This window comes from Paraburkholderia sp. BCC1884 (assembly GCF_900996225.1).
In the GTDB taxonomy this organism is placed as follows: Bacteria; Pseudomonadota; Gammaproteobacteria; order Burkholderiales; family Burkholderiaceae; genus Paraburkholderia.
In genome coordinates this window covers 1,523,637-1,546,272 of sequence record NZ_CAAJGL010000068.1, presented here as the reverse complement: position 1 = coordinate 1,546,272, position 22,636 = coordinate 1,523,637, and the positions used below count along the sequence as shown (strand labels likewise).

The 22,636-nt window shown below is 63.4% G+C and carries 21 protein-coding genes; 7 read left to right on the top strand and 14 right to left on the bottom strand.

The features are described 5' to 3' along the window. Nucleotides 1-574: 574 nt before the first annotated feature. Nucleotides 575-919 (top strand): hypothetical protein, encoded by a 345-nt coding sequence (locus FQ705_RS13690; RefSeq protein WP_144141680.1) that lies wholly within the window; start codon nucleotides 575-577, stop codon nucleotides 917-919. A 23-nt stretch (nucleotides 920-942) separates the two neighbouring features. Here the strand turns inward: FQ705_RS13690 and FQ705_RS13685 are convergent, their stop codons facing one another. From FQ705_RS13685 to gltA, 3 genes are all read right to left on the bottom strand, one after another. Beyond that, nucleotides 943-1,281, bottom strand: a complete 339-nt coding sequence (locus FQ705_RS13685; RefSeq protein ID WP_144141678.1) for a hypothetical protein — start codon at nucleotides 1,279-1,281, stop codon at nucleotides 943-945. A 103-nt stretch (nucleotides 1,282-1,384) separates the two neighbouring features. Further along, complete coding sequence (locus tag FQ705_RS13680; protein WP_144141675.1) at nucleotides 1,385-3,658, bottom strand: amylo-alpha-1,6-glucosidase; 2,274 nt, start codon at nucleotides 3,656-3,658, stop codon at nucleotides 1,385-1,387. A 221-nt stretch (nucleotides 3,659-3,879) separates the two neighbouring features. Continuing rightward, nucleotides 3,880-5,178 (bottom strand): citrate synthase, encoded by a 1,299-nt coding sequence (gltA, locus tag FQ705_RS13675; protein WP_144141672.1) that lies wholly within the window; start codon nucleotides 5,176-5,178, stop codon nucleotides 3,880-3,882. A 427-nt stretch (nucleotides 5,179-5,605) separates the two neighbouring features. Here gltA and FQ705_RS13670 point away from each other — a divergent pair, with 427 nt between their 5' ends. Further along, the gene (locus FQ705_RS13670) at nucleotides 5,606-6,007 is read left to right on the top strand and encodes a hypothetical protein (protein WP_144141669.1); all 402 of its coding nucleotides are present in this window, start codon (nucleotides 5,606-5,608) and stop codon (nucleotides 6,005-6,007) included. Nucleotides 6,008-6,029: 22 nt separating this feature from the next. On the opposite strand, the gene FQ705_RS13665 is transcribed toward FQ705_RS13670, so the two are convergent. The 3 genes from FQ705_RS13665 to FQ705_RS13655 form a co-directional block, all read right to left on the bottom strand. Beyond that, a complete protein-coding gene (locus FQ705_RS13665; RefSeq protein WP_144142404.1) occupies nucleotides 6,030-6,815 on the bottom strand; it encodes an alpha/beta fold hydrolase in 786 nt (261 codons plus the stop codon). A gap of 241 nt (nucleotides 6,816-7,056) precedes the next feature. Further along, nucleotides 7,057-8,115, bottom strand: a complete 1,059-nt coding sequence (locus FQ705_RS13660; protein ID WP_144141666.1) for a rod shape-determining protein — start codon at nucleotides 8,113-8,115, stop codon at nucleotides 7,057-7,059. Between the two features lie 191 nt (nucleotides 8,116-8,306). Further along, nucleotides 8,307-8,966 (bottom strand): alpha/beta hydrolase, encoded by a 660-nt coding sequence (locus tag FQ705_RS13655; protein ID WP_144141664.1) that lies wholly within the window; start codon nucleotides 8,964-8,966, stop codon nucleotides 8,307-8,309. Nucleotides 8,967-9,197: 231 nt separating this feature from the next. On the opposite strand from FQ705_RS13655, the gene FQ705_RS13650 reads away from it, so the two are divergent. Then, complete coding sequence (locus FQ705_RS13650; RefSeq protein WP_144141661.1) at nucleotides 9,198-10,775, top strand: DHA2 family efflux MFS transporter permease subunit; 1,578 nt, start codon at nucleotides 9,198-9,200, stop codon at nucleotides 10,773-10,775. A gap of 153 nt (nucleotides 10,776-10,928) precedes the next feature. Here FQ705_RS13650 and FQ705_RS13645 read toward each other — a convergent pair whose 3' ends face one another. Further along, complete coding sequence (locus tag FQ705_RS13645; protein ID WP_144141658.1) at nucleotides 10,929-11,681, bottom strand: AraC family transcriptional regulator; 753 nt, start codon at nucleotides 11,679-11,681, stop codon at nucleotides 10,929-10,931. A gap of 148 nt (nucleotides 11,682-11,829) precedes the next feature. Between FQ705_RS13645 and FQ705_RS13640 the strand changes: the two genes are divergently transcribed. Further along, nucleotides 11,830-12,744 (top strand): glutaminase, encoded by a 915-nt coding sequence (locus FQ705_RS13640; RefSeq protein WP_144141655.1) that lies wholly within the window; start codon nucleotides 11,830-11,832, stop codon nucleotides 12,742-12,744. Nucleotides 12,745-12,853: 109 nt separating this feature from the next. Here FQ705_RS13640 and FQ705_RS13635 read toward each other — a convergent pair whose 3' ends face one another. Further along, nucleotides 12,854-13,723 (bottom strand): NmrA family NAD(P)-binding protein, encoded by an 870-nt coding sequence (locus FQ705_RS13635; RefSeq protein ID WP_144141652.1) that lies wholly within the window; start codon nucleotides 13,721-13,723, stop codon nucleotides 12,854-12,856. A gap of 213 nt (nucleotides 13,724-13,936) precedes the next feature. Here FQ705_RS13635 and FQ705_RS13630 point away from each other — a divergent pair, with 213 nt between their 5' ends. The 3 genes from FQ705_RS13630 to FQ705_RS13620 all read left to right on the top strand — a co-directional run bounded on the left by FQ705_RS13630 (nucleotide 13,937) and on the right by FQ705_RS13620 (nucleotide 17,040). Further along, entirely contained in the window at nucleotides 13,937-14,806 is an 870-nt protein-coding gene (locus FQ705_RS13630; RefSeq protein WP_144141650.1) for a PadR family transcriptional regulator, read from the top strand. A gap of 6 nt (nucleotides 14,807-14,812) precedes the next feature. Further along, entirely contained in the window at nucleotides 14,813-15,640 is an 828-nt protein-coding gene (locus FQ705_RS13625) for a siderophore-interacting protein (RefSeq protein ID WP_144141647.1), read from the top strand. Nucleotides 15,641-15,783: 143 nt separating this feature from the next. Beyond that, entirely contained in the window at nucleotides 15,784-17,040 is a 1,257-nt protein-coding gene (locus FQ705_RS13620) for an MFS transporter (RefSeq protein WP_144141644.1), read from the top strand. A gap of 64 nt (nucleotides 17,041-17,104) precedes the next feature. On the opposite strand, the gene FQ705_RS13615 is transcribed toward FQ705_RS13620, so the two are convergent. The 6 genes from FQ705_RS13615 to FQ705_RS13590 all read right to left on the bottom strand — a co-directional run bounded on the left by FQ705_RS13615 (nucleotide 17,105) and on the right by FQ705_RS13590 (nucleotide 22,635). Beyond that, complete coding sequence (locus FQ705_RS13615; protein ID WP_144141641.1) at nucleotides 17,105-18,190, bottom strand: AI-2E family transporter; 1,086 nt, start codon at nucleotides 18,188-18,190, stop codon at nucleotides 17,105-17,107. A 149-nt stretch (nucleotides 18,191-18,339) separates the two neighbouring features. Next, nucleotides 18,340-18,582 (bottom strand): CsbD family protein, encoded by a 243-nt coding sequence (locus FQ705_RS13610; protein ID WP_144141638.1) that lies wholly within the window; start codon nucleotides 18,580-18,582, stop codon nucleotides 18,340-18,342. A 26-nt stretch (nucleotides 18,583-18,608) separates the two neighbouring features. Next, nucleotides 18,609-18,791 (bottom strand): CsbD family protein, encoded by a 183-nt coding sequence (locus FQ705_RS13605; RefSeq protein ID WP_144141635.1) that lies wholly within the window; start codon nucleotides 18,789-18,791, stop codon nucleotides 18,609-18,611. Between the two features lie 185 nt (nucleotides 18,792-18,976). Continuing rightward, the gene (locus FQ705_RS13600; protein ID WP_260854475.1) at nucleotides 18,977-20,173 is read right to left on the bottom strand and encodes an enoyl-CoA hydratase/isomerase family protein; all 1,197 of its coding nucleotides are present in this window, start codon (nucleotides 20,171-20,173) and stop codon (nucleotides 18,977-18,979) included. Next, on the bottom strand, nucleotides 20,170-21,075 hold the full coding sequence (gene mmsB / locus FQ705_RS13595; protein ID WP_144141632.1) for a 3-hydroxyisobutyrate dehydrogenase: 906 nt from the start codon (nucleotides 21,073-21,075) through the stop codon (nucleotides 20,170-20,172). Before mmsB ends, FQ705_RS13600 begins: the two co-directional genes overlap by 4 nt. Before the next feature lie 39 nt (nucleotides 21,076-21,114). Beyond that, nucleotides 21,115-22,635: a CoA-acylating methylmalonate-semialdehyde dehydrogenase gene (locus FQ705_RS13590; RefSeq protein WP_144141630.1), complete on the bottom strand. Its 1,521-nt coding sequence runs from the start codon at nucleotides 22,633-22,635 to the stop codon at nucleotides 21,115-21,117. Nucleotide 22,636 lies beyond the last annotated feature (1 nt).

Sequence of the window (22,636 nt, the reverse complement as noted above, 5' to 3'; positions counted from 1 at the left end):
CAAAACTGTCGGGTGTCAAAAAGATGGGACAAGGTTTTTGCTGCCGTTATGGAGATGAGGAAACAAACCTCGCTTCTTGCCGAAGCATGGCAGGCAGGATGAAAGCGGGACGCTGAGGCGTCATCATCGCAGTTGCAGTTTAAAAAGAGGACCGCCCAAATTTTGGGCGGTCCTCTTTTTTCTTGTTGCTATATAAGTTGGCCCGACGAAACTCTTCGCCTCTTCGGAACCCGTGTAGCTGTCGAGTGCTCCTTGCGCCGTCAGGACAATATTGATTGCATTTCACAGGACAGATTTCGTTTGCGCCCACGAAGTTTTCCACGACGCGAAGCAGGCCAGTTTTGTTTGCAACAATCGCAACATGCATTTTTTACAATCACATAATTATCAACTACTTAAAGCGCATGCATGGGACAGTTTTTGTCTGCGAGCCAGCACTGTCAAAATGACAGGCGTTTTCGAATCCGGTATAAACACCAATCTTAAACAGGGCCGAATTGCGGACGTATTGAATCATCCGCCTTTGGCCACATGTGTTGAGTTCGCTTAAATTGCAGTGGGCAAGCCGACAGCCATGATCAAACCGGAATTCAACGAGCGAGAAAGTGCGCGTCCCGACCTGCTATGTTTGCTGGTCGCGATTGCAGCGGCCTCCTACGCCTTGACGAACGAGTGGCGCGTGGACCATGTCGTCGAATCGTGCCGCCGCTGGCTGAAGAAAAATCGCCTGGAAATGAACTGGCTGGACCGGGTCCGCATCGGCCAGCTCGCGCTGAAGATTGCCCGCCAGGACCTGCTCGAAGCCGGCGTCGCGGTGCGGTTGTCGAGCGTGAACGCGCTCTTCACCAGCGAGATGGAACTCAACGAGTCGAGCACCATGGTTCAGCGCATGATGACGCTTTGCCAGGAAGCGCTTTAAACCCGCCAGGTGCGTCAGGTCCGCTAGGTCGAAGAAAACACGACCGCCGCCAAATCGTCCATATGGGTAAAGCTGCGAAAGAACCGATACGTCTTGCCGTCGATTTCAAGCTGGTTCATGCCCGCTCGCGTCGCATCGAGGATGGCGTTCGCAAGCGGCGCCGGAATCGTGCCGCGTCGCTTCAATTCCTCGCGCGGCGCCGATGCGTCGCCCACGTAAAGCGTGGCCGTGTCGCTTGCGTGGCGCATCACGATCAGACTCGCCCCCGCGTCGAGCGACAACTCCAGATACTCCGATAAAGCCTGCAGAGCCTGCGACTGCAGCTCGCGCTCGCCCGTGTTCGCCCCGGATCCGTTTGTCATGTCCTTCTCCCTTGCCGTGGGTGGATTCGTACGATACCTGTGCAGAACAGCAACTAACGTAAAAGACCGTCCAACAGGACGGCCTTTTACTCATAGTTCAAATTCAAAGCAGCGCGACGACCCTGACGTCGCCCTGCTCCGCCGACGCAACCACCTTCTCACCGATCCGCCTGAACATGATCGTAACCGACGCATCGCCCACTCGCAGATCGCCGACTTCGAGCCAGTCGATGCCTTCGGGCAGCATCGGCTGCTCGATCAGCACTTCGCGGCGCTCGGCGTCGATTTTGATGCCGAGACAGGCTTCGAGCATCATGAAGGGCGAACCCGCTGCCCACGCCTGCGGCAGACAGGCAACCGGATAGGCGGTGGGCGGCTCGCCACGCCGACGCGGAAAGCCGCAGAAGAGTTCGGGCAGGCGCATGTCGAAATTGACCGCCGCCTGGAACAGCGCTTGCAACAGCCGCACCGCCGCCGCCTTGCCGCCGTAGTGCGACAGGCCGCGCGCGCAGAGCGCGTTGTCGTGCGGCCAGACCGAGCCGTTGTGATACGCCATCGGATTGAAGCGCGCCTGGCTCGCTGCCAGCGTCCGCACGCCCCAGCCGGTGTGGAACAGCGTGGAGTCGAGCGCGCGCACCACGGACTCGCCGCGCTCGCGCGAAGGCAAACCGAAGGCCAGCAGATGGCCCGCGTTCGACGCCATCACGCGGCACAGTTCGCCGTGACCGTCGAGCGCGATGCCGTAGAAGCCTGACTCTTCCATCCAGTACTTTTCTTCGACGCACTGGCGGATCTTCTTCGCCCGTTCGCTGTATTGCGCGGCCGCGTCGTGCGAGCCGCGCAGTTTGGCGAAGTGCGCCATCGTGTCGAACGCGGCGCTTGCATAGGCCTGCACTTCGACGAGCGCGATCGGGCCATCAGGAAAGCGGCCGTCGGCATGGAACACCGAATCGTGACTGTCTTTCCAGCCCTGGTTGGCAAGTCCGCCATCCGACTCGCGCTGATAGTCGAGCAGGCCGTAGCGGTTCTTGTCGCACACGCCCGCGACCCACTGCGCCGCGCGTTCGAGCGCCGGCCACAATTCGTCGATCAAGGCGAGGTCGTCGGTGCGGGCCGCGTAGGCGCCGGCCAGCACGATGAAGAGCGGCGTGGTATCGACGCCGCCGTAATACAACGCGAACGGCACCTCGCCAGTGGCGGCCATCTCGCCCTTGCGCATCTCATGCATGATCTTGCCGGGCGCGGCGTCGCGAAACGGCGAGTTTTCGCGCGCCTGGTGTTCAGCGAGAAAGCGCAGCACGCCCGCGGCCAGTTGCGGTTGCAACCACAAGGTTTGCAGCGACGTGATGACGGCGTCGCGGCCGAAGGGAGTCGAGAACCACGGAATGCCGGCGTAGGGATATGGGCCGGTTGCGAGGTCGGTGGTCAGCAGACCGAGGTCGGCAAGCGAACGGTCGATCCACGCATTGAAAAGCGGATTGCTCGACCGCACACGCGCGGTGGCGCGGCGGCGTTCGCGCATCACGAGGTGGGCGTCGACGAGGGCCGCACGCACCGCGGCGCGTCCGACGCGCGGACGCTCCGCATCGATCTGCGACAGATGCGCTTCGCTCAGCGCGTGAGTGGGCTGCGAGACATCGGCGGCGAGCTTGCCCGCCTGCGGCACGACCTTCACCGCGACCGACAGATAAATCGACACGCAGGCTTGCGCCGGCAACTTGACGGTGTAGTCGGCGCGATCGGCGAACAGCTTGTCCGGTTCCGGCGAGAAAGCAATCTGCACGTTGCGCGCCACATCGTCGAGACCGATGTAGCCCAGCAGCACCTCGCGATTTTCGACGCGAGCCGGTTCGATCCGGCCTTGCTTGTCGCGCTTCAGGCCGCGCACCTCGAACATGTCGCGGAAGTCGCTGGAAAAAGAAATGGACAACGGCACGATGGCGTCGCTCGTGCCGTAGTTGGTGAGTTCGATCGCCTCGTTGAGCACCGTGCCCGACAGCACGCGCACGCGCTCGACGTGGATCACGCCTTCCGGCGTGCTGTCGCCGCCGAGCGGCGGCAACGGCCGGTTGGTCAGATGCGCGGTGAACGAGGTGTTGTCGCTGCTGACGCTGCCCGACAGCAGCGACGGCGCGCGGCCGCCGAAGGTCAGGCGCAATTGCGACAGCACGCGGGTGTCGTTGACGAACAGGCCGTCGTCATGGCCCGTGATATCGCCGAGCGGATCGTTGACGATGAAAGTGTCGCCCGACTTCAGCACGTGCTGAGCCGCGCTCGCCACGTTGAGGTTTTCGGTCGGGATAAATGCGCCGTCCGGCTCGGGTTCGCGGTGATCGATTCCGCCCGAAAGGCCGCCGAGGGCTTCTGGCTGCTGCATCAGGGTCACTCCTATGGGTTCGCTTGTGCGTTCAGTGTCACATCCGGCTGCTGCCCGGGCCCGCCCGGTCGCTTCCGATTGTAGAGGGTCTGTCCGCGTCAGACGAACTTATCACAGAGGAGTTTCAGTTTTTTTCCGTGGCACAGGACGTGCAGAGAAGAGGCGCGGCGCGCCTCGTGAGCGCGCCGCGCGAGCATCGGGCCGATGAAGGCCGCGATGCTTTAACGCCCGGCGAGAGGCTTGGCCTCGCGTTGCGTCTCACCCACGAACAGCTGACGCGGGCGGCCGATCTTCTGTTCCGGATCGGCGATCATTTCGTTCCACTGCGCAATCCAGCCGACCGTGCGCGCCATCGCGAAGATGCAGGTGAACATGGCGGTCGGAATGCCGAGCGCGCGCTGCACGATGCCCGAGTAGAAGTCGACGTTCGGGTACAGCTTGCGCGACACGAAGTATTCGTCTTCCAGGGCGATCTTTTCCAGCGCCATCGCGAGCTTGAACAACGGGTCGTCGTGCAGACCCAGTTCTTCCAGCACTTCGTGGCAGGTTTCGCGCATCAGCTTCGCACGCGGATCGTAGTTCTTGTAGACGCGGTGACCGAAACCCATCAGCTTCACGCCGGAGTTCTTGTCCTTCACCTTGGCGATGAATTCGGGGATGTTGTCGACCGAGCCGATTTCTTCCAGCATGTTCAGCGCGGCTTCGTTCGCGCCGCCGTGCGCCGGGCCCCAGAGACACGCGATACCGGCTGCGATACACGCAAACGGATTCGCACCCGACGAACCGGCCAGACGCACCGTCGAGGTCGACGCATTCTGTTCGTGGTCCGCGTGCAGGATCAGGATACGGTCGAGCGCGCGCACCAGCACGTCGTTGACCTGGTACTCTTCAGCCGGATTGGCAAACATCATGCGCATGAAATTCGCGCTGTACGACAGGTCGTTCTTCGGATAAACGAAGGGCTGGCCCACCGTGTATTTGTACGCCATCGCCACTAGCGTGGGCAGCTTCGCGATCATGCGGATCGCGGAGATTTCACGGTGTTGCGGATTGCTGATGTCGAGCGAGTCGTGATAGAACGCCGACAGCGCGCCGACCGCGGCCACCAGAATCGCCATCGGGTGCGCGTCGCGACGGAAACCGCGGAAGAAGAAATGCATCTGATCGTGCACCATCGTGTGCTGCGTGACGGTCTGGACGAACTCTTCCTTTTCCTTGGCCGTGGGCAGTTCGCCCTTCAGAAGCAGGTAGCAGGTTTCGAGGAAGTCGGCGTTCTGCGCCAGATTGTCGATCGGATAACCGCGATACAGCAGCTCGCCTTTGTCACCGTCGATATACGTGATTTCGGAATTACAGGCCGCCGTGGACATGAAACCCGGGTCATACGTGAACTTGCCGGTCTGGCCGTACAGCTTGCGGATGTCGATCACATCCGGTCCCAGCGAGCCCTGATAAATGGGCAGATCGATTGTCTGGTCGCTGTCGGAAAAGCTCAGCGTTGCGTGTGTCTTCGAGTTCATCTACACGTTCCTTTTACTTTCATATCGCACACGTGCCAGCATGCTCGTTCGTCATATCGTCGGACGGACGCATTGGCATACTCAGGCTCCGCTTCGCATTCTAAGGTCCAGGAGGCCATTGATTGCGACGATTGATCGCAACAATCCATCTCGGCTGGCGCAACATTCGTTGCCGTAGAGATCGCCCCGAAAGACACGCGTAGACGGCGTGCGCAAATTTTCAGCACGCCTCGTGCACATTGCCAGCCAAATGAAAGTCAGGTCGCTTAATGCAACAATGTTTTGCGGCGCCCAGGCTGCGCCGACGGGCGCTCATCTGCGATACTGGACTCGTGTTTTGCTTCCCCTGCGAACACATGCTGTCTTGGCCCGCCGTGCTATGGCGGGCCTTTTTTAATCAGCCAGAAGAAAGAACAGGAAAGACCCGATGAACGCCTCTCTCGAAACACTGTTTCCGGACCATGTTCACAACGACGAAAACATCGTCACCGCACTGAATCACCAGGACATCGTGGTGGCCTTGTCGGCCGCGTTGAAGACGCAAGACGTCGCCGTGCTGCACATGCTCTACCCGCGCACCGATGCGCGCACTCACCGCAGCCTCGACATGCTCGTCGACGTGTTACGCGGTCATGGCCTGCATGAAGTGGCCGACCTGATCGCCGACGAAGCGCACTACCTGCTGTTCAAGGATCCGGTGAAAGCGTGGAAAGCCTTCCACGAAATCCGCAACGACTCGCTCGCGATCGGCGTGCATCTTTACTACCACGGCCTCGTTGGCGAAGCGGCGGAACGCGCGCTCGACAAGGACGCGCATCGCAAGATTTGAGTTCGCGTGTCGGCGAAAAGCTTCACGCGCTCGCAGCGCGAATGAACTCGTCGACATAGCGATTGAACGCCGACGGATGCGCGAGATTCATGCCGTGCGACGCACCGCGCACCGTTTCGCGACGCGCATCCGGCAACCAGGATTGCAGCGCCTCCGCCGTCCTGCGGAACATCAGCGGGCTCTTTTCGCCGTCGATCAGCAACACCGGGCAGCGCACTTCAGCCGTTTCGTCCGGCACATACGCCGGCAACGGATCGCGGAACTGCCGCGCGAGCGTGTGGGCGTTGTCGGTCGCCATCTGCCGGAAACCCGGCGTGCTCATCGCCCAGAAACCTGGCCGGCTCACCGAGTCGACGAACAGTTGCAAACCCGCTTCCACCTCGCCTGTCTCAATCAGCTGCGCCGCTTTCGCGCGTAGCGCATTGATCGTCTCCGGCATGCTCGCGGGCGGCCGGCCGGCAATCTGCAACGGCCCGCCCGGGTCCGCGAGCGTCAACGTACGCACTTGCTGCGGATGACGTCGCGCGAAATGAAACGCCACACAGCCGCCGCGCGAATGACCCACCACGTGCGCCGGGCCGGCGCCGAAACGGTCGATGAATTCAGCCACTTCATTCGCGTGATCGCTCCAGCTGAACGGCAGGCCGGGCCCGGTATCGGTCACCGGCCAGTAATGCGTCAGGCTGACGGCGACACAGCGATAGTGCTTCGACAGACCCGCGAGTTGCGGCTGCCAATAGCGGTAGTCGCACAGCGAGCCGTGCACGAACAGCAGTAGCTTGCCCTCGCCGGCCTCCACATAAGGCATGCGCAAACCGCTTTGCAGTTCGATGAAAGACGGGGATGAAGCGGAAACAGATTGAGTCACGAGCGGGTCATGGACAGCGCGGCGACGCTCGAATTCAGCGGCACCGGCCAGCAATAGAAATGGAATTGAAAGAAGGCGAACTCGCATCCCTAAAGTTGGGATGCGGGGCGTATTGTCACACAGGCAGCCGATCAGCGTGATGGCTCGATCGATTGAAGGAACCGGGACGGAATGCGCCGGATTACTCGTAGGCGGTCTCGTCGAGCAAGCCTGCCGCGACGGCGGCGCCCGCACCGCGCACGGCGCACGTGAGCGGTTCGTCGGCGACGCGCACTTCGAGGCCGAGGTCATGGGTCAGGCGGCGGGCGAGATTGCCAAGCAGCGCGCCGCCGCCCGTCAACACGATGCCGTTGTGCGCGATATCGGTCACCAACTCGGCCGGCGCCATTTCGAGGCCGCGCTTTACCGCATTGATCACTTGGCGCAGCGGCCCTTCGATGGCATCGGCGATGTCGTGATTGCTCAACTGGACCGTGCGCGGCAGACCGTCGTCGACGCTACGGCCGGTTGCATTCATCTGTTCGAGCGGCACGTCGCGCATGGCCGTCCCGATGCTTTTTTTGACGTGCTCGGCGGTTTGCTCGCCGATGAGCACGCCATACAGATTGCGCACATAGCCGACGATCGCCATGTCGAAGCTGTCGCCGCCGACGCGAATCGAGCCGCTGTATGCCATGCCGCCGAGCGAGATCACGCCGACTTCGGTGGTGCCGCCGCCGATATCGACCACCATCGAACCGGTCGCTTCCGACACCGGCAAGCCCGCGCCGACCGCCGAGGCGAGCGACTCGCCGATCAGGCTCACCTTCCACGCGCCGGCCGCCACCGCCGCTTCCTTGATCGCGCGACGTTCGACCTGGGTTGCCCCGGCCGGCACGCACACGGTAAACGAAGCGCGACGGCTGAACAGCGAACGGGGCCGGGCGATATCGACGAATTGGCGGATCATGTGCTCCGCCGCCGAGAAGTTGGCGATGACGCCGTGGCGCATCGGCCGCACGGCTTCGAGGTTGCGCGGCGCGCGGCCCAATAACTGACGCGCCTGGGTGCCGACCGCCGCGACCCGTTTCGCGCCGCCGCCGGCGTGATTCGCTTTTTCGAAACACACGACCGAAGGCTGATTCAGCACGATGCCGCCGTCGTCGGTGAAGATCAGGGTGTTGGCCGTGCCGAGGTCCACCGCCACGGAATGACGGAACAGTCGATCGAAAAGCGGGTAGTACGGCGTCGGTTTGGCCATGGAAAGGCTCTGATATGTCGTTATCCGCCCTTGCCGGGCAGTCTGGAATTTGCGCCCCCGGTCACCCGAGCCGCGTGGCCCACCGGAGTGGGCGATGCGCGGTCCGCGCGGCGGGGGTGATTTTCATGCTAATGAGCTATTAACGGCAAGGAGATCAGAATCTTTAGGGTCACTTTTCAATCGGGGTCGTGTCAACCACGCGACAAAGCGCCCAATGCGTGCTCCAGCGCCTCCTGGCCGAGCGCCACGCCGTCCCCGTTAATCGTATGACCAATACCCGGCAAGGCGTAGGCGTCGACCGTGTAGCCAGCCGCGCTGAAGCTGTCGGCGGCGTATTCCAGTTCCTGCACCGGGATCACGTTGTCGTCCTCGCCGTGGATCAGCGTGAGCGGCGTGCCGTTATGCGCGACGATCGCCGAAGCGAGCCGCCCCGAGTACGCGACGACGCCCGCCGCGCCCTCGACGCTCGTCGCCACGTGATGCATCGACATGATCGAGCCCTGCGAGAAACCCACTAGCGCGAGGCGGCCGAACGGCAGGTGCCAGTGCGCCAGTTCCGTTTCGAGCATGGCGCGCATTGCCGGATAGGCCGCGGCCACGCGCGCTTCGCGGTTGCCCTCGCTGACATCGCGCAGGCTGAACCATTGACGGCCGCCGAAGCCACCGTCGAAGGCATCGGTGCCGTCGAGCGAGGTGAAGGCGACGTCCGGCAGACTCTCGCTCCAGATGTCCGCGAGCGGCATCAGATCGCGTGCGTTGCTGCCGACGCCGTGCATCAGCACCACGAGACCCTTGGCCGGCGCGTCCACCGGCGCACGCCGCCAACCGTGTTCGAATTGCTCCCAGGCCATATGCGTTTTCCTTGTCTTGGTTGAATGGTTGAATGGGTTCAGTAGCCGGGTTGGGCTCAGTTGCCTGAGAGCATACGCTGGCGGATTTGTTTGCGCCGCCGGTTCTGCATTTGCCGACGACGCCCGAACCCGAATGCAGGTATGCTTTTGCGAGCATTCGACGGACCCGCGGCCGGCGCCCCATAGCGTGCGGCCCCAGCGCGGTCGCCGCCCCCGATTCCGGAGAACCGTTTGAGCCAGCCCACTCCCTCCCCTGCGTCGGCGCCGCCCGCGCCGCCGCCGCCGTTGCAGGGCGGCCAGCTCGTGCTGGCAACCATCGCCGTTGCGCTCGCCACGTTCATGAACGTGCTCGACACGTCGATCGCGAACGTCGCGATCCCGACCATTTCGGGCAACCTCGGGGTCTCCGTCGACGAAGGCACGTGGGTCATCACCGTGTTCGCCGCGGCCAACGCCGTGTCGATTCCACTGACCGGGTGGCTCACGCAGCGCATTGGCCAGGTGAAGCTCTTTGTCGGGGCGATCCTCTCGTTCGTGGTCGCTTCGTGGCTGTGCGGCATTGCGCCGACGCTGCCGATCCTGCTGCTCGCGCGGATCTTCCAGGGCGCCGTGGCCGGTCCGCTGATTCCGCTGTCGCAGGCGATTCTGCTCGGTTCCTATCCCAAGGAGAAATCGTCGACCGCGCTCGCCTTATGGGCCATGACCGCGACCGTCGGCCCGATCGCGGGGCCGGCGCTCGGCGGCTGGATTACGGATAGCTACAGCTGGTCGTGGATCTTCTACATCAACATTCCCGTCGGCATTTTCGCCGCCGGCGTCACGTGGATGATCTATCGCACCCGCGAGTCGCCGATTCGCAAGCTGCCTATCGACGTGGTGGGGCTCGGCTTGCTGATCACCTGGGTCGCCTCGCTGCAGATCATGCTCGACAAGGGCAAGGACCTCGACTGGTTTTCGTCGCCGGTGATCGTGATTCTCGGCATTACTGCGCTCGTCAGTTTCGCGTTCTTCCTCGTGTGGGAATTGACGGAAGAAAATCCGATCGTCGATTTGCGGCTCTTCCAGCAGCGTAATTTCCTGGGCGGGACGATTGCGATTTCCGTCGCGTATGGCGTGTTCTTCGGCAATCTGGTGCTGTTGCCGCAATGGATGCAGGAGTATCTGAACTATCGTTCGGTGGACGCCGGTCTCGTCACCGCGCCGCTCGGCGTGTTCGCCGTGCTGCTCGCGCCGGTGATGGGCCGCGTGCTGCCGCGTTCGGACGCGCGCGTGATCGCCACGCTGGCGTTTATCGGTTTTGCAATCGTGTTCTACATGCGCTCACGGTACGTAACCGAGATTGACACGTGGCACCTGGTCCTTCCGACGCTGCTGCAAGGTATTCCGATGGCGTTGTTCTTCGTGCCGCTCACGTCGATCATTCTGTCGGGCCAGCCGCCGAACAAGATTCCGGCCGCGGCGGGTCTGTCGAATTTCGCGCGGGTGTTTTGCGGCGCGGTGGGCACTTCGATCGCGGGCAACGAATGGAACAACCGCACTGTGCTTCACCACGAGCGGCTCACCGAGCAGGCCACCGCCACCAACCCCGTGTTCAACCAGCAGATCGAGTCGACTCAATCGCTGCTGCATCTGAATACGCAATCGGCGCATGCGCTGTTCGATTTCACCGTGAACACGCAGGCCGCGATGATGGGATTGAACGACATCTTTTTCGTCTCGGCGGTGATTTTCATTCTGATCATTCCGCTGATCTGGATTACGCGGCCGGCCAAGGGTGGCGGCGGTGCGGGTGCAGCCGGAGCGCATTGAGTGCGCGATGCGCGTCGGGTTGTTTGGCGAGCGCGTTTGGCGGTGCCACCTAGCGATGTCGCTCAGCGGAATCGCTTAGCTGAGTCGCTTAGCTGAGTCGCTTAGCTGAGTCGCTTACCTAAGTCGCTTACCTAAGTCGCTTACCTGAGTCGCTCAGCGAAAATAACGCGCGGGTGTGTCGCCGAACGCATCGCGGAACACCGCGATAAACGACGACACGTCGCTGTAGCCGATTTCGAGCGCCACCTGGCTCACGCTCGTGCCGAGGCCGAGACGTTCGAGCGCGACCAGCAAACGAAGTTGCTGGCGCCATTGACCGAAGGTCTGCCCCGTTTCCTTGACGAACAGACGCGCCGCAGTGCGGCCCGTCACGCCCGCAGCCGCGGCGAGCTCTTCGAGCACGCCCGGCTCTGCCGGATTCGCGTTCAAAGCATCGGCGATTCGCGCGATACGCGGATCGCGCGGCCAGTTCAATCCCAGTGACACGACGGGCAAGGCCGGCAGACGATCCAGCAGCACCTGAACGAGGCGCGCGGCGGCCTCGTCGAGTGGGCGGGTGTGCGGCATTTCGGCCGCGGCAATCAGCAACGCTTCCACCAGACGGTCCACCTTGATCGCGCCGCTTTGTAGCGGAGGCGCAGGTAGGGCGTGCGCGTCGACGTACAGCGAATTGAGCACGACTGCGCCGGCGGCGGTGAGGCAGTGCAGCTCATTGGCAGCGACCCACACTGCGTGACCGGGTGGCATGACCCACCGTGCGCTGCCAGTACGCACGGTGAGAATGCCCGCGCGGACGTGAATGAGCCGCGCGCGGCGATAGCTTTGCCACGGCTCATCCAGCCGCTCGCTGCTTTCGCCGATGACGAAGGCCGGTTGCTCGATGTCGTCGGGCGACAAAGTGTCCATGATTGCGTCCGTTTTGCCCGGTTATAGGCGCAAAGGCAGCAAGGCTAGCATAGGCGACCACCAACGGCCCACACGATTTCCTCATACGAAGCACGAGCCAACCGCGCTTGCTTGCCAGTAGAATCGCGGCGTCAACGGTCCGAGCCCAATGAACTACGCACCCATCCTCGAGCAGATAAATCGCGATCTGCAGCCCTATCTGGGCAGCGGCAAAGTCGCCGATTACATTCCGGAACTCGCCAACGTCCCGGCAAAAAGTTTCGGCATGGCGATCGTCACGGCATCGGGAGAAGTCTTCCGCACCGGCCAAGCCGACACACGTTTCTCAATCCAGAGCATCTCCAAGCTATTTGCCTGCACGATGGCTTTCCGCCTGCTCGGCGACGCGTTATGGGACCGCGTCGGACGCGAACCGTCCGGCACCTCCTTCAACTCGCTCATCCAGCTCGAAAGCGAGCGCGGCAAACCGCGCAATCCGTTCATCAACGCAGGGGCGCTGGTCGTCACCGATGTACTGTGCCGCCGTTTCGTGCAGGCAGAAACCGCGCTGGTGGAGTTCATGCGTCGGCTGACCGGCGAGAACACGATCGACTACGACTTGCGCGTCGCGCAATCCGAGTTGCAGCATGCGCACCGCAATCAGGCGATGGCCCATTTCATGGCGAGCTTCGGCAACATGGAAATGCCGCCGGAAGTGGTGGTCGACGCCTATTGCCGGCAATGCGCGATTTCCATGAGTTGCGTCGAGCTGGCGACAGCGGCGCTGTTTCTTACGCATCACGGCGTGGTGCCGGCCACCGGCGAGCGGATACTCGACACCAGTTCCGCCAAACGCCTGTCGGCGTTGATGCTGACATGCGGCACATACGACGCGGCGGGGGATTTCGTCTACCGGGTCGGGCTGCCGGCGAAGAGCGGCGTGGGCGGCGGGATCGTCGCGGTATTGCCGGGAGAAATGGCGGTTTGCGTGTGGTCGCCGGGACTAGATAGCAACGGGAATTCGCTGGCGGGCGTGCTGGCGCTGGAATGGTTGACGACTTACACGGGGCAGTCGATTTTTTGATGATGGCCTGGCGGCGCTAGCAGCGATCACGCGCCCGCATCGGTCAGATTACGTCGAAATCCCGCGGCCGCCGCCTGCTGATCAACGCAGCAGGCGGCATCCCTCCTCACTACGCCGGCTGCCCCACCAACCGCTCCAGCACCGCCCGATACCCCGTCACCCCCACCACCTTCTCATTGCCGCCCCCTTCGAAATCGATCCACCCCGAATTGAACCCATCGATCATTTCAATACGGGGCGCGGGCCACGTCGTCCCCTGCGCCTGAAACAGCGCCTCCCACTGCTCGCGCGGCACCGCCTGCGCCGCTACTTCGCGCCCGAGCACCTCCCCGAGCAGCCTCGCAATCTCCTGCTGCGTATAACGCTGCGGCCCTTCGATCTCGATCACACGACGCCCCTGCCACGACTGCGCCAGCGTCCGCGCGATCACGCTACCGATATCCGCCGTGGCGACCATCGGAAAAGCCCGGTCGAGCGGCTGCAGAAAGCTCGGCATCACCGCCGTGTCACGCGCCGGCGCAATATCCCATAGCGAGTTCTCCATGAACCACGCCGGACGCATAATCGCCGTCGGCATCGCCAGGTCCGCGAGCGCCGCCTCGAGAATGTGCACCTGCGTAATCAGACCGAGCCCCGACTCATGCTGCCCGCCGATCGACGACAACGCCGCCACACGTTCCGGCCTCGCCTTCGTCAAAGCCTCCTTGAGCACCGCCACGGCCGCATGCGCATTCGGATAACCCGGTTGCGGCGCGAAATTCGGCGCCACCATCACGAACACGCCCGCCGTGCCGCGAAACGCGGCGGTGAGCGCGTCGGCGTCGTCGAACGAGGCGATCGCCACTTCGGCGCCCAATTTCTCCCACTGCGCCGCCTTGCCCGCGTCGCGTAACACCGCACGCACCGCGTGCCCGGCGTCCAGTAAAGCGCGAGCCGCCGCGCCGCCGACCTGCCCTGTCACACCTGTGATTGCAAACATGTTCGTCACTCCTTGAATACGGCCATTGCCGCGCTGGGAAGCATTCTCGGCGTATCAAAGGAGTTTCACGAGAGCATGAATGTCATTTGTTTAATGACGAATAAGCATGCTACGGCGTAGGTCGAGTCTCCTCATCGCAAGAAACGGTTTGACAAACTATCTTAAGATATATATCTTAAGATACATCGTAAGACACCAACGGGAGTATCCAACATGCGTCATCACCACCGTTTTTCCCGTCCGCACGAGATGGACGAAGGTTTCACCGCGGGCCATGAGCACGCGACGCTGCATGCGCTCTGGCACGCGTTCAGCCGGCATCAAGCGCATCGCGGCGCGGCACGCGACGATGCGTCCGAGCGCGGTCACGGCTCGCGCCGCCACGCTTCCGAACACGGCCACGGCCACGGCCATCGCGGTTTCGACCGTTTTTCGCTACACGCACTGTGGCACGCCATCGGCCGCCATGACCATTCGATGGGCGGCGGCCGCGGCGGCCGCGGCGGGCGCTTCGGCGGCGGCCCGGGCGGTCCCGGCGGCTTTGGCGGCGACGGCGACGGTTTTCCGCGCGGCCGCAAATTCAGCTCCGACGACCTGCAATTGCTTCTGATGTCGATGATCGAAGCCCAGCCGAGCCACGGCTACGAACTCATCAAGGCCCTCGAAACGCGCTCGAACGGCTTTTACACGCCGAGCCCCGGCATGGTCTATCCGGCCCTCACGTATCTGGAAGAACTCGGCTACGTCACCGTGCAGCTGGAAGGCAACCGCAAGCGCTATGAACTGTCGGAAACGGGCCGCGAGTATCTGACCACCCATCGCGACCGCGTCGAATTGATGCTCGCCAAGCTGAGCCACATCGCCCGCAAGATGGATTCGGTGCGCCGCGCTTTTGCCGGCGAAGAGCCGGCCGATATCAGCGAAGGCGGCTGGCTGCCCGAGCTGGGCGAAGCGCGTCGCGCGCTCAAACATGCACTGCTGCGCCGTGACGACGCGCCGGCCGCCGAACAGCGCCGCATCGCCGCGATCCTGATGCGCGCCACCCGCGAAATCGAAGGTACGAACCAACCGGAACAGGAGTAACAGCTGATGCAGACTCAAGACCCACGAACCGATCTGGCCGTCCACCGCGTGCGGCATCCGCTGAAGTTCCGGCTGCTGCAGGTCAAGGCCGTGCACGCGCTCACGCCGCATCTGATCCGCGTCACCTTCACCGGCGAAGACCTGCACGACTTCGTGTCCGCCTCGTTCGACGATCACATCAAAGTGTTCTTCCCCGAACCGGGCGCGGACAAACCGGTGCTGCCGCAAGCGGGCCCGGACGGCCCGGTGTTTCCCGCCGGCCAGCCGCGACCGATCGCGCGCGACTTCACACCACGCCGCTTCGATCAGCAGGCGCGCGAGCTCGACATCGAATTCGCCATGCACGAAGCGGGTCCCGCGGCGACGTGGGCGGCGCAAGCCGAAGTGGGGCAATATCTCGGCATCGGCGGTCCGCGCGGCTCGCTCGTGATCCCCACGGGCTTCGACTGGCATCTGCTGATCGGCGACGACACGGCGTTGCCCGCGATTGCCCGCCGTCTCGAAGAATTGCCGGCCGGCGCGCGCGTCGCCGCGGTGATCGAAGTCGCCGGTGCCTCGGCGCAGATCGAATTCGACTCGCGTGCCGAGTTGAATCTCATCTGGTGTCATCGCAACGCAGCGGCCGTGCGAGGTGAGGCGCTGCTGCAAGCAGTGCGCGACATCTATTTGCCGGAAGACGGCGAAGGCTACGTGTGGGCCGCCGGCGAATCGGCGACAATGCGCGCGGTGCGCTACCACCTGTGCACGGAACGCGGCGTCGACAAATCGCGCATTCGCGCGGCCAGCTACTGGAAACAGGGCGCCGAAGCCGTGCACGAGTCGCTCGACGACTGAGCTTGCGCGCTGCGGGTCACGAGTTCGACGCTGGCCGGCGCCGATCATCGGCCACCGGCGACGACCCGCCGACCCGCAAGCGCGCCGGACCGCGAGCAACGCAGGCGACGTGCATCCAACAACAACAAAAGAGGTCTTAACCGATGTATTCCCTTAGCTCGAAGCACGAGCGCCGCTTGCTGTGGCTGCTCGCGCTGACGCAGTTCACCATCATCATGGACTTCATGGTGATGATGCCGCTCGGTCCGCAGATCATGCACGCGTTCAGCATCACGCCGGCCGCGTTCGCAACCGCCGTCTCGGCGTATTCATGGTGTTCCGGTCTGTCGGGGCTGTTCGCGGCAACCTATATCGACCGCTTCGACCGGCGTCGTCTACTGCTGACGGTGTACGCGCTGTTCGCGTTGTCGAACCTCGCCTGCGCGCTCGCCGATAGTTTCGCGCTGCTGCTCGTAGCGCGCGCCTTCGCGGGCATTACCGGCGGCGTACTCGGATCGGTCATCATGGCGATCGTCGGCGACGTGATTCCCGTTCAGCGGCGCGGTGCGGCCACCGGCACGATCATGACCGCCTTCTCGCTCGCCGCGATTGCGGGCGTGCCGGCCGGCGTGATGCTCGGCGCGCATTTCACCTGGGCCGCGCCGTTCTTCCTGCTGGTCGTGTTGTCACTGCTGGTCTGGTCGGTGGGCTGGAAACTGGTGCCGTCGCTCGCGGAGCACCTGAATCGCCGCCAACCGCCGCTCAACGAAGTGTTGCCCGACTTGTGGCGGCTTCTGAGCAATCCGCGCCACCTGAACGCCTTCGCGCTCACCTTCATGATGATGATTTCGCACATGCTGGTGATTCCGTTCATCTCCCCCGTGCTGGTCGCCAATCACGGCGTGGCGCCGCAGCAGTTGTCGTGGCTGTACATGGCGGGCGGTGCGGCGACGTTCTTTACCTCGCGCCGGGTGGGCAGGCTCGCAGACCGATTTGGCACGCGCCGCATTTTTCGCATCATGGCCGTGCTCTCGTTTCTGCCGATCCTGTTCGTCACGCATCTGCCCAACCTGCCGTTTTACGCGCTGGTGATGTTCTTCCCGTTCTTCCTCGTGCTGATGTCCGGCCGGATGGTGCCGATGCAGGCACTCCTCACCACCGTTCCCGAACCCGCCCGGCGCGGCGCATTCCTGAGCGCGAATAGCGCGCTCCAGGCGTTGGGCACGGGTTGCGGCGCGTGGATCGGCGGGCTGATGCTGAGCAATTCGGCCAGCGGTCAGATCGAGGGTTACGGAAGGGTCGGCTGGACCGCGGTGGCCATCGCTCTCGTGGGCATCGCGTGGGTTTCGCGAGTGCGTGGTGCGCAAGGCGATACGCCTGCGCCTGCGGTCATGCGCGCTGACGCCGTCGGCGAAAGTTGATCGAGGGTCTCGCGCAGCGCTGTCAGCCGGCACTGCGCGAGACCGCGTAACGCGCCACGGTGTCTCAGTCGGTCTTGCCGGTCAAAGCGCGACGCGCAGCCTCGCCTTCGTCGTGCGAAGCCGCATAGAACACCTTGGCGCGGCCCAACACGATCTTCAGCATCGCGATCACCGGCACCGCCAGGAAAATCCCGGCGACCCCACCCAGCTGATCCCCTGCGAGCAAGCCGACGATCACCAGGAACGGACTGACCTCCACACCCTCACTCATCAGATACGGGTTCAGCACGTAGTCCTGAAAGAGGCGGTACAGGGCGATGAAAATCACGAGCCACAGCAAGTGCGCATAGCCGCTGAACACGGCGACCACCAGCGTGATCGCCACCGCGCCCAGCGGCCCGGCGAACGGCACGAACTCCAGCAAGCCCGCGCTGACCGCGAGCAGAAACGCGTAAGGCACGCCGAGCAGCGAGAACACGACGCCATAGCAGACCAGCGTGGCGAGCGAGAGAAACAGCAGCGCGCGCACATACTTCGAGAGCAGCACGTTCAGATCCGTGACGATCTGCGCCCACAGCGTGCGATGACGCGGCGTGAGCAAGGCCAGACACGAGTCGCGCATCTGCGGACCTTCCTTGATGAGCAGAAAGCTCAGAATCGGAATCAGGACCAGATAGATCAGATTGCTCGCCGCATGCACCACGCCGAGCCCGACACTGCGCGCCATCGGCACGGCCTTGTCGGAACCGGTCTCGATCTGGCTGCGCACGAAATCGACGATGCGCTCGCGCAAAGGCTCGAGAAAGTGCGGCAGCGGAAAGCGATTGGGCACGTCGGATTGCATCAGGGCGGGTAACTGCGCGAACAGATGCGTCGCCTGATCCTGCAACTGCACGCCGAACAACGATCCGGCCACGGCGATCACGGCCACCACCACCACGAACACCACGGCAATCGAGGCCACGCGCGGCACCCGTCGCGGACGCACACGTTCGACCAGCTCGACCAGCGGATAGATGAGGTAACTGAAAAACACCGCGAACACCACCACCAGCAACGTGGACGACGCGGTATAGATAACGAAAAACAGCAGTGCGATCAGGAACGCGGTCCAGACTTTTCTGGCCGTGCCAACGTCGAATCCCAGCATGAACTTCCCCGTGCAGACGATAAGATCCGGCGCTCCGGATGCGCCGGGAGCATCGGAGAACCGGATCGGACAAACAAAGCGGACCGCGCGCGCCAAGGTTGTCGGATGCCGCGCGACTGGCGCATCGGCGGCCGTGGCGCGCTTCTGACTTACATCAGCTTGCCGAGCAGGAAGCCGACGCCAAGCGCGATCAGCAACGCGCCAAGCGGATTGTTGCGGGCCGCCTCGGCGACCTGCTCGACGCCGTCGCCATACGTCGCCTGCGCCTTGCCGGCGAGCTGGCGCACTTTGCCTTCAGCCTGCAAATCGACATCGCCCGTCAAGCCGCCGACGGCGTCCTGCACCTTGCCTGCCGCATCTTTCACGGTACCTTCGAGCTGGTTCGAATTCATCGTTATTCTCCTGGAGGTGACTAGTGTTAGCGCTTCATGTGATGGCGTACCGCATCCGCGGCCTGGCCTACTTTCGACTGTACCTTGCCGGCCAGCTTTTCGGCCGCGCCCTCGACCTGCGTCATCCGGTTGCCGGTGACCTTGCCGAGCGCTTCCTTCACGGAACCCTTGACCTGTTTCGTTGCACCTGCGACACGATTCCTGTCCATGATGGTTTCCTTCCGACGGTTGAGTGGTCCGACAATCCCACTTCGGAACTCCAGCAGCATGATTCGTTCCCGACCGGAAAGACGCGGCCCCGAAAGGCCTGATTGCGCGCTGCCAAAGAAAAATGCACCGGCTGCGAGCGCGGCCGGTGCATCGTTTCCGCAGCAATCATCGCCGCGCCGTCAGTTCAGGCCGCCTGTTCGCCCAATCCCGCCAACGGATGCGCCTCCTTCTTCCACGGCGACGCCAGCAAATGCCGCACCCGTTCAGGCCGCACTTCTGCGAGCGTGGCGGGCGCCCAGCGTGGCTTGCGGTCCTTGTCGATCAACTGCGCGCGCACGCCTTCACAGAAGTCGCCCTCCTCGATCACCCGTTTGACGATGCCCAACTCCATGCGCAAGCATTCCGCGAGTGTCATCTGACGGCCTCGCAGCAACGCTTCGCGGGTGACGTAGAGCATCGTCGGCGAGTGGCTGGCGAGCGCGTCATAGGCGGTTTGCAACCATTGCTTGAGCTCGCGCGCGGGTTCGCGCTCCAGATCGTGGCGCAGGGTTGCGAGCATGCGCTCGACGCCCGAACGGCGGTCGAAGTGTCGCAGGATCAGCGGTGTCGACGCTTCCAGCGCCGCATGCGGAACGATGTTGCACGGCGGCTCGAACACGGCGCGCAAAGACGCCATCAGATCGCCCTCGTGCGACATGCGTTGCAGGCGCTCCTCGAAACTCGCGAGCCATTCCGCAGGGACGCACAGATCGGCGAGTTGCAGGCGCAGCGCGTCGGCGCCCGACAAGGTCGCGCCGGTCAGGCCCACGTACAACGCCGCTTCCGCGGGCATCACGCTCAAGAAACGGGTTGCGCCGACATCCGGCAAAAAGCCGATGCGCGTCTCCGGCATGGCGATCTTGCTGCGTTCGGTGACGATGCGCAGCCGCGCGCCCTGGCCGAGCCCCATGCCCCCGCCCATCGCGATACCGTCGAGCAACGCGACGACCGGCTTCGGAAACGTGTGCAGCGCATAGTCGAGCCGGTATTCGTCGACAAAAAACGCCAGCCACCGGTTATCGCCGTTCGTCGCCAGCCGGTGCACTTCGCGCACGTCGCCGCCGGCGCAAAATCCCTTGGCGCCCGCGCCTTTCAGCACGAGCGCAGCGATGCTGTCGTCGGTGCGGCAATGTTCGACCAGCACGGCAAGCTCACGCACCATCGCATGCGACAGCGCGTTGAGCGCGGCCGGCCGGTTCAGCGTGAGGATCGCCACCCGGTTGACGACGCGAAACAGAATCTCGCGTTCCGCCTCGGCCTCCCAAGCCGACGAGGTGGAGGAGGCGGACGAGGCGCTCTGCAGCGCGAAGGCACCTTCATGGACGTAGTCGAGCCCGATCATGACGCGCCGCCGTCCTTGCCGTCCTGCCGGTACAGCTTGATCACCGCGGAGAAGTCGAGACGTCCGGCGCCTTTCGTACTCATCGTCTGATAAAGCTGTTGCGCGAGTGCGCCGAGATAGACCGGTTGACGCGCGGTCTTGGCGGCGTCGGTGGCGAGACCCAGGTCTTTGAGCATCAGGTCCGTGCCGAAGCCGCCGGTGTAGCCGCGCGTGGACGGCGCGGTTTCGATCACGCCGGGCATCGGGTTATACGTGTCCGAACTCCAGCAGCGCCCGGTCGACGTATTGATGATGCCGCCCAGCACTTTCGGGTCGATGCCGAGCGCTTCACCCAGCGACATCGCCTCCGCCACGCCCGCCATCGTGATGCCGAGCACGAGGTTGTTGCAGATCTTGGCGACCTGCCCCGTGCCGGTGTCGCCGCAATGCACGATGTTCTTGCCCATCGCCGAGAGCACCGGCTTGACCTGTTCATACGCGCTCGCGCTGCCGCCGACCATGAAGGTCAGCGTGCCCGCCGCCGCGCCGCCGGTGCCGCCCGAGACGGGCGCATCGACAAAGGTGTTGCCGCGCTGCGCCGCGAGCTCGGCGCAGGCCTTCACACTGGCCGGGTCGATCGTGCTCGAGTCGATGATCGTCACACCCTTCGGAATGCCGGCCAATACACCGTCGTCCGCGCTGAGCACGCTGCGCACGTGGGCCGCGGCGGGCAGCATCGTGATGACGCATTCCACGTCGGCTACGGCTGCTTTCGGCGAAGCCGAAGCCTTCGCGCCCGCGTCGACCAGCGTCTGCACGGCTTGTGCGTTCAGGTCGAATACGTTCACAGCGTGACCCGCTTTGAGCAGGTTGAGCGCCATCGGCGCACCCATGTTGCCGAGTCCGATAAAGCCTATTTTCATGATCTCGTCTCCGTGTGTTCGCGTAGTCAGATCACGCGCTCAGCGCAGGCTGATGGTGGTGTTGACGCCGTCGTTGACGGTGTCGTCGTCGAACCAGCGCGCCGTGACCGTTTTGGTCTGCGTATAGAACTGCACGACCTGTTTGCCGTACGGGCCGAGGTCGCCGAGCTTCGAGCCACGCGAGCCGGTGAAGCTGAAGTACGGCACCGGCACCGGAATCGGAATGTTGATCCCGACTTGCCCGATATCGATCTCGCTCTGGAATTTGCGCGCCGCCGCGCCGCTCTGCGTGAAAAGACCCACGCCGTTGCCAAACGGATTGCGGTTGACGAGCGCGATGGCCTCGTCGAGCGTCGCGACGCTCAGCACCACCAGCACCGGCCCGAAGATTTCGGTGCGGTAAATTTCCATTTCCGTAGTGACGTCGGTAAACACCGTCGGGCCGATGAAGTTGCCCTGCTCGTAGCAGGCCACCTTCACACCGCGACCGTCGAGCGCGAGCGTCGCGCCTTCCTTCACGCCCGCCTCGATCAGGCCGAGAATGCGTTGCATCGCCGCGCGCGACACGACCGGACCGATATCCGTATTCGGCTCACTGCCGGCGTTGACCTTGAGCGTTTTCGCCTTTGCCACCAGATCGGGCAGCCATTGCTGCGAAGCGCCCACCAGCACGACCACCGAGGTCGCCATGCAACGCTGACCGGCGGCGCCAAATCCTGCACCGGCCAAGGCATTGAGCGTTTGCTCGCGATTCGCGTCGGGCAGCACCACGGCATGGTTCTTCGCGCCCATCATCGATTGCACGCGCTTGCCGTGTTCGCTGCCGAGGCGATACACATGCGTGCCGACCGCCGTCGAGCCGACGAAGGACACTGCCTTCACCAACTCGTGCGTGCAGAGCGCGTCGACCACTTCCTTGCCGCCGTGCACGACATTCAGCACACCCTTCGGCACGCCCGCTTCGAGCGCGAGTTCAACCAGTTGCATGGTCGACATCGGGTCCTGTTCGGACGGCTTCAGCACGAAGGTATTGCCGCAGACGATCGCCATCGGGAACATCCACAGCGGAATCATCGCGGGGAAGTTGAACGGCGTGATGCCGGCGCACACGCCGATCGGTTGACGTAGCGTGTAGGTATCCACCCCGCCCGCGACGTTCTCCGCAAATTCGCCCTGCTGCAGCGTGCCGATCGAACACGCGTGCTCGACCACTTCGAGGCCGCGGAAGATGTCGCCTTCGGCATCGGGAATCGTCTTGCCCTGCTCGGCGCTCAAGGTTTTTGCAATACGCGGCATGTGTTCGCGAACCAGTGCCTGGTACCTGAGCATGATGCGCATGCGCGCGCCGATCGGCGTGTCTTTCCAGGTCTTGAACGCCGCATGCGCGGAGCGGATGGCTTCGTTCACTTCTGCGGTCGTGGCGAACGGCACGCGCGCCAGCACTTCCTGCGTGGCGGGGTTGACGATATCGCGCCATTCGCTCGTTTTCGAGTCGACGAACTCGCCGTTGATCAGCAGCTTGACGGTCGCCGTGGACTGGTTCGAAGCAGTTGAGCTCATG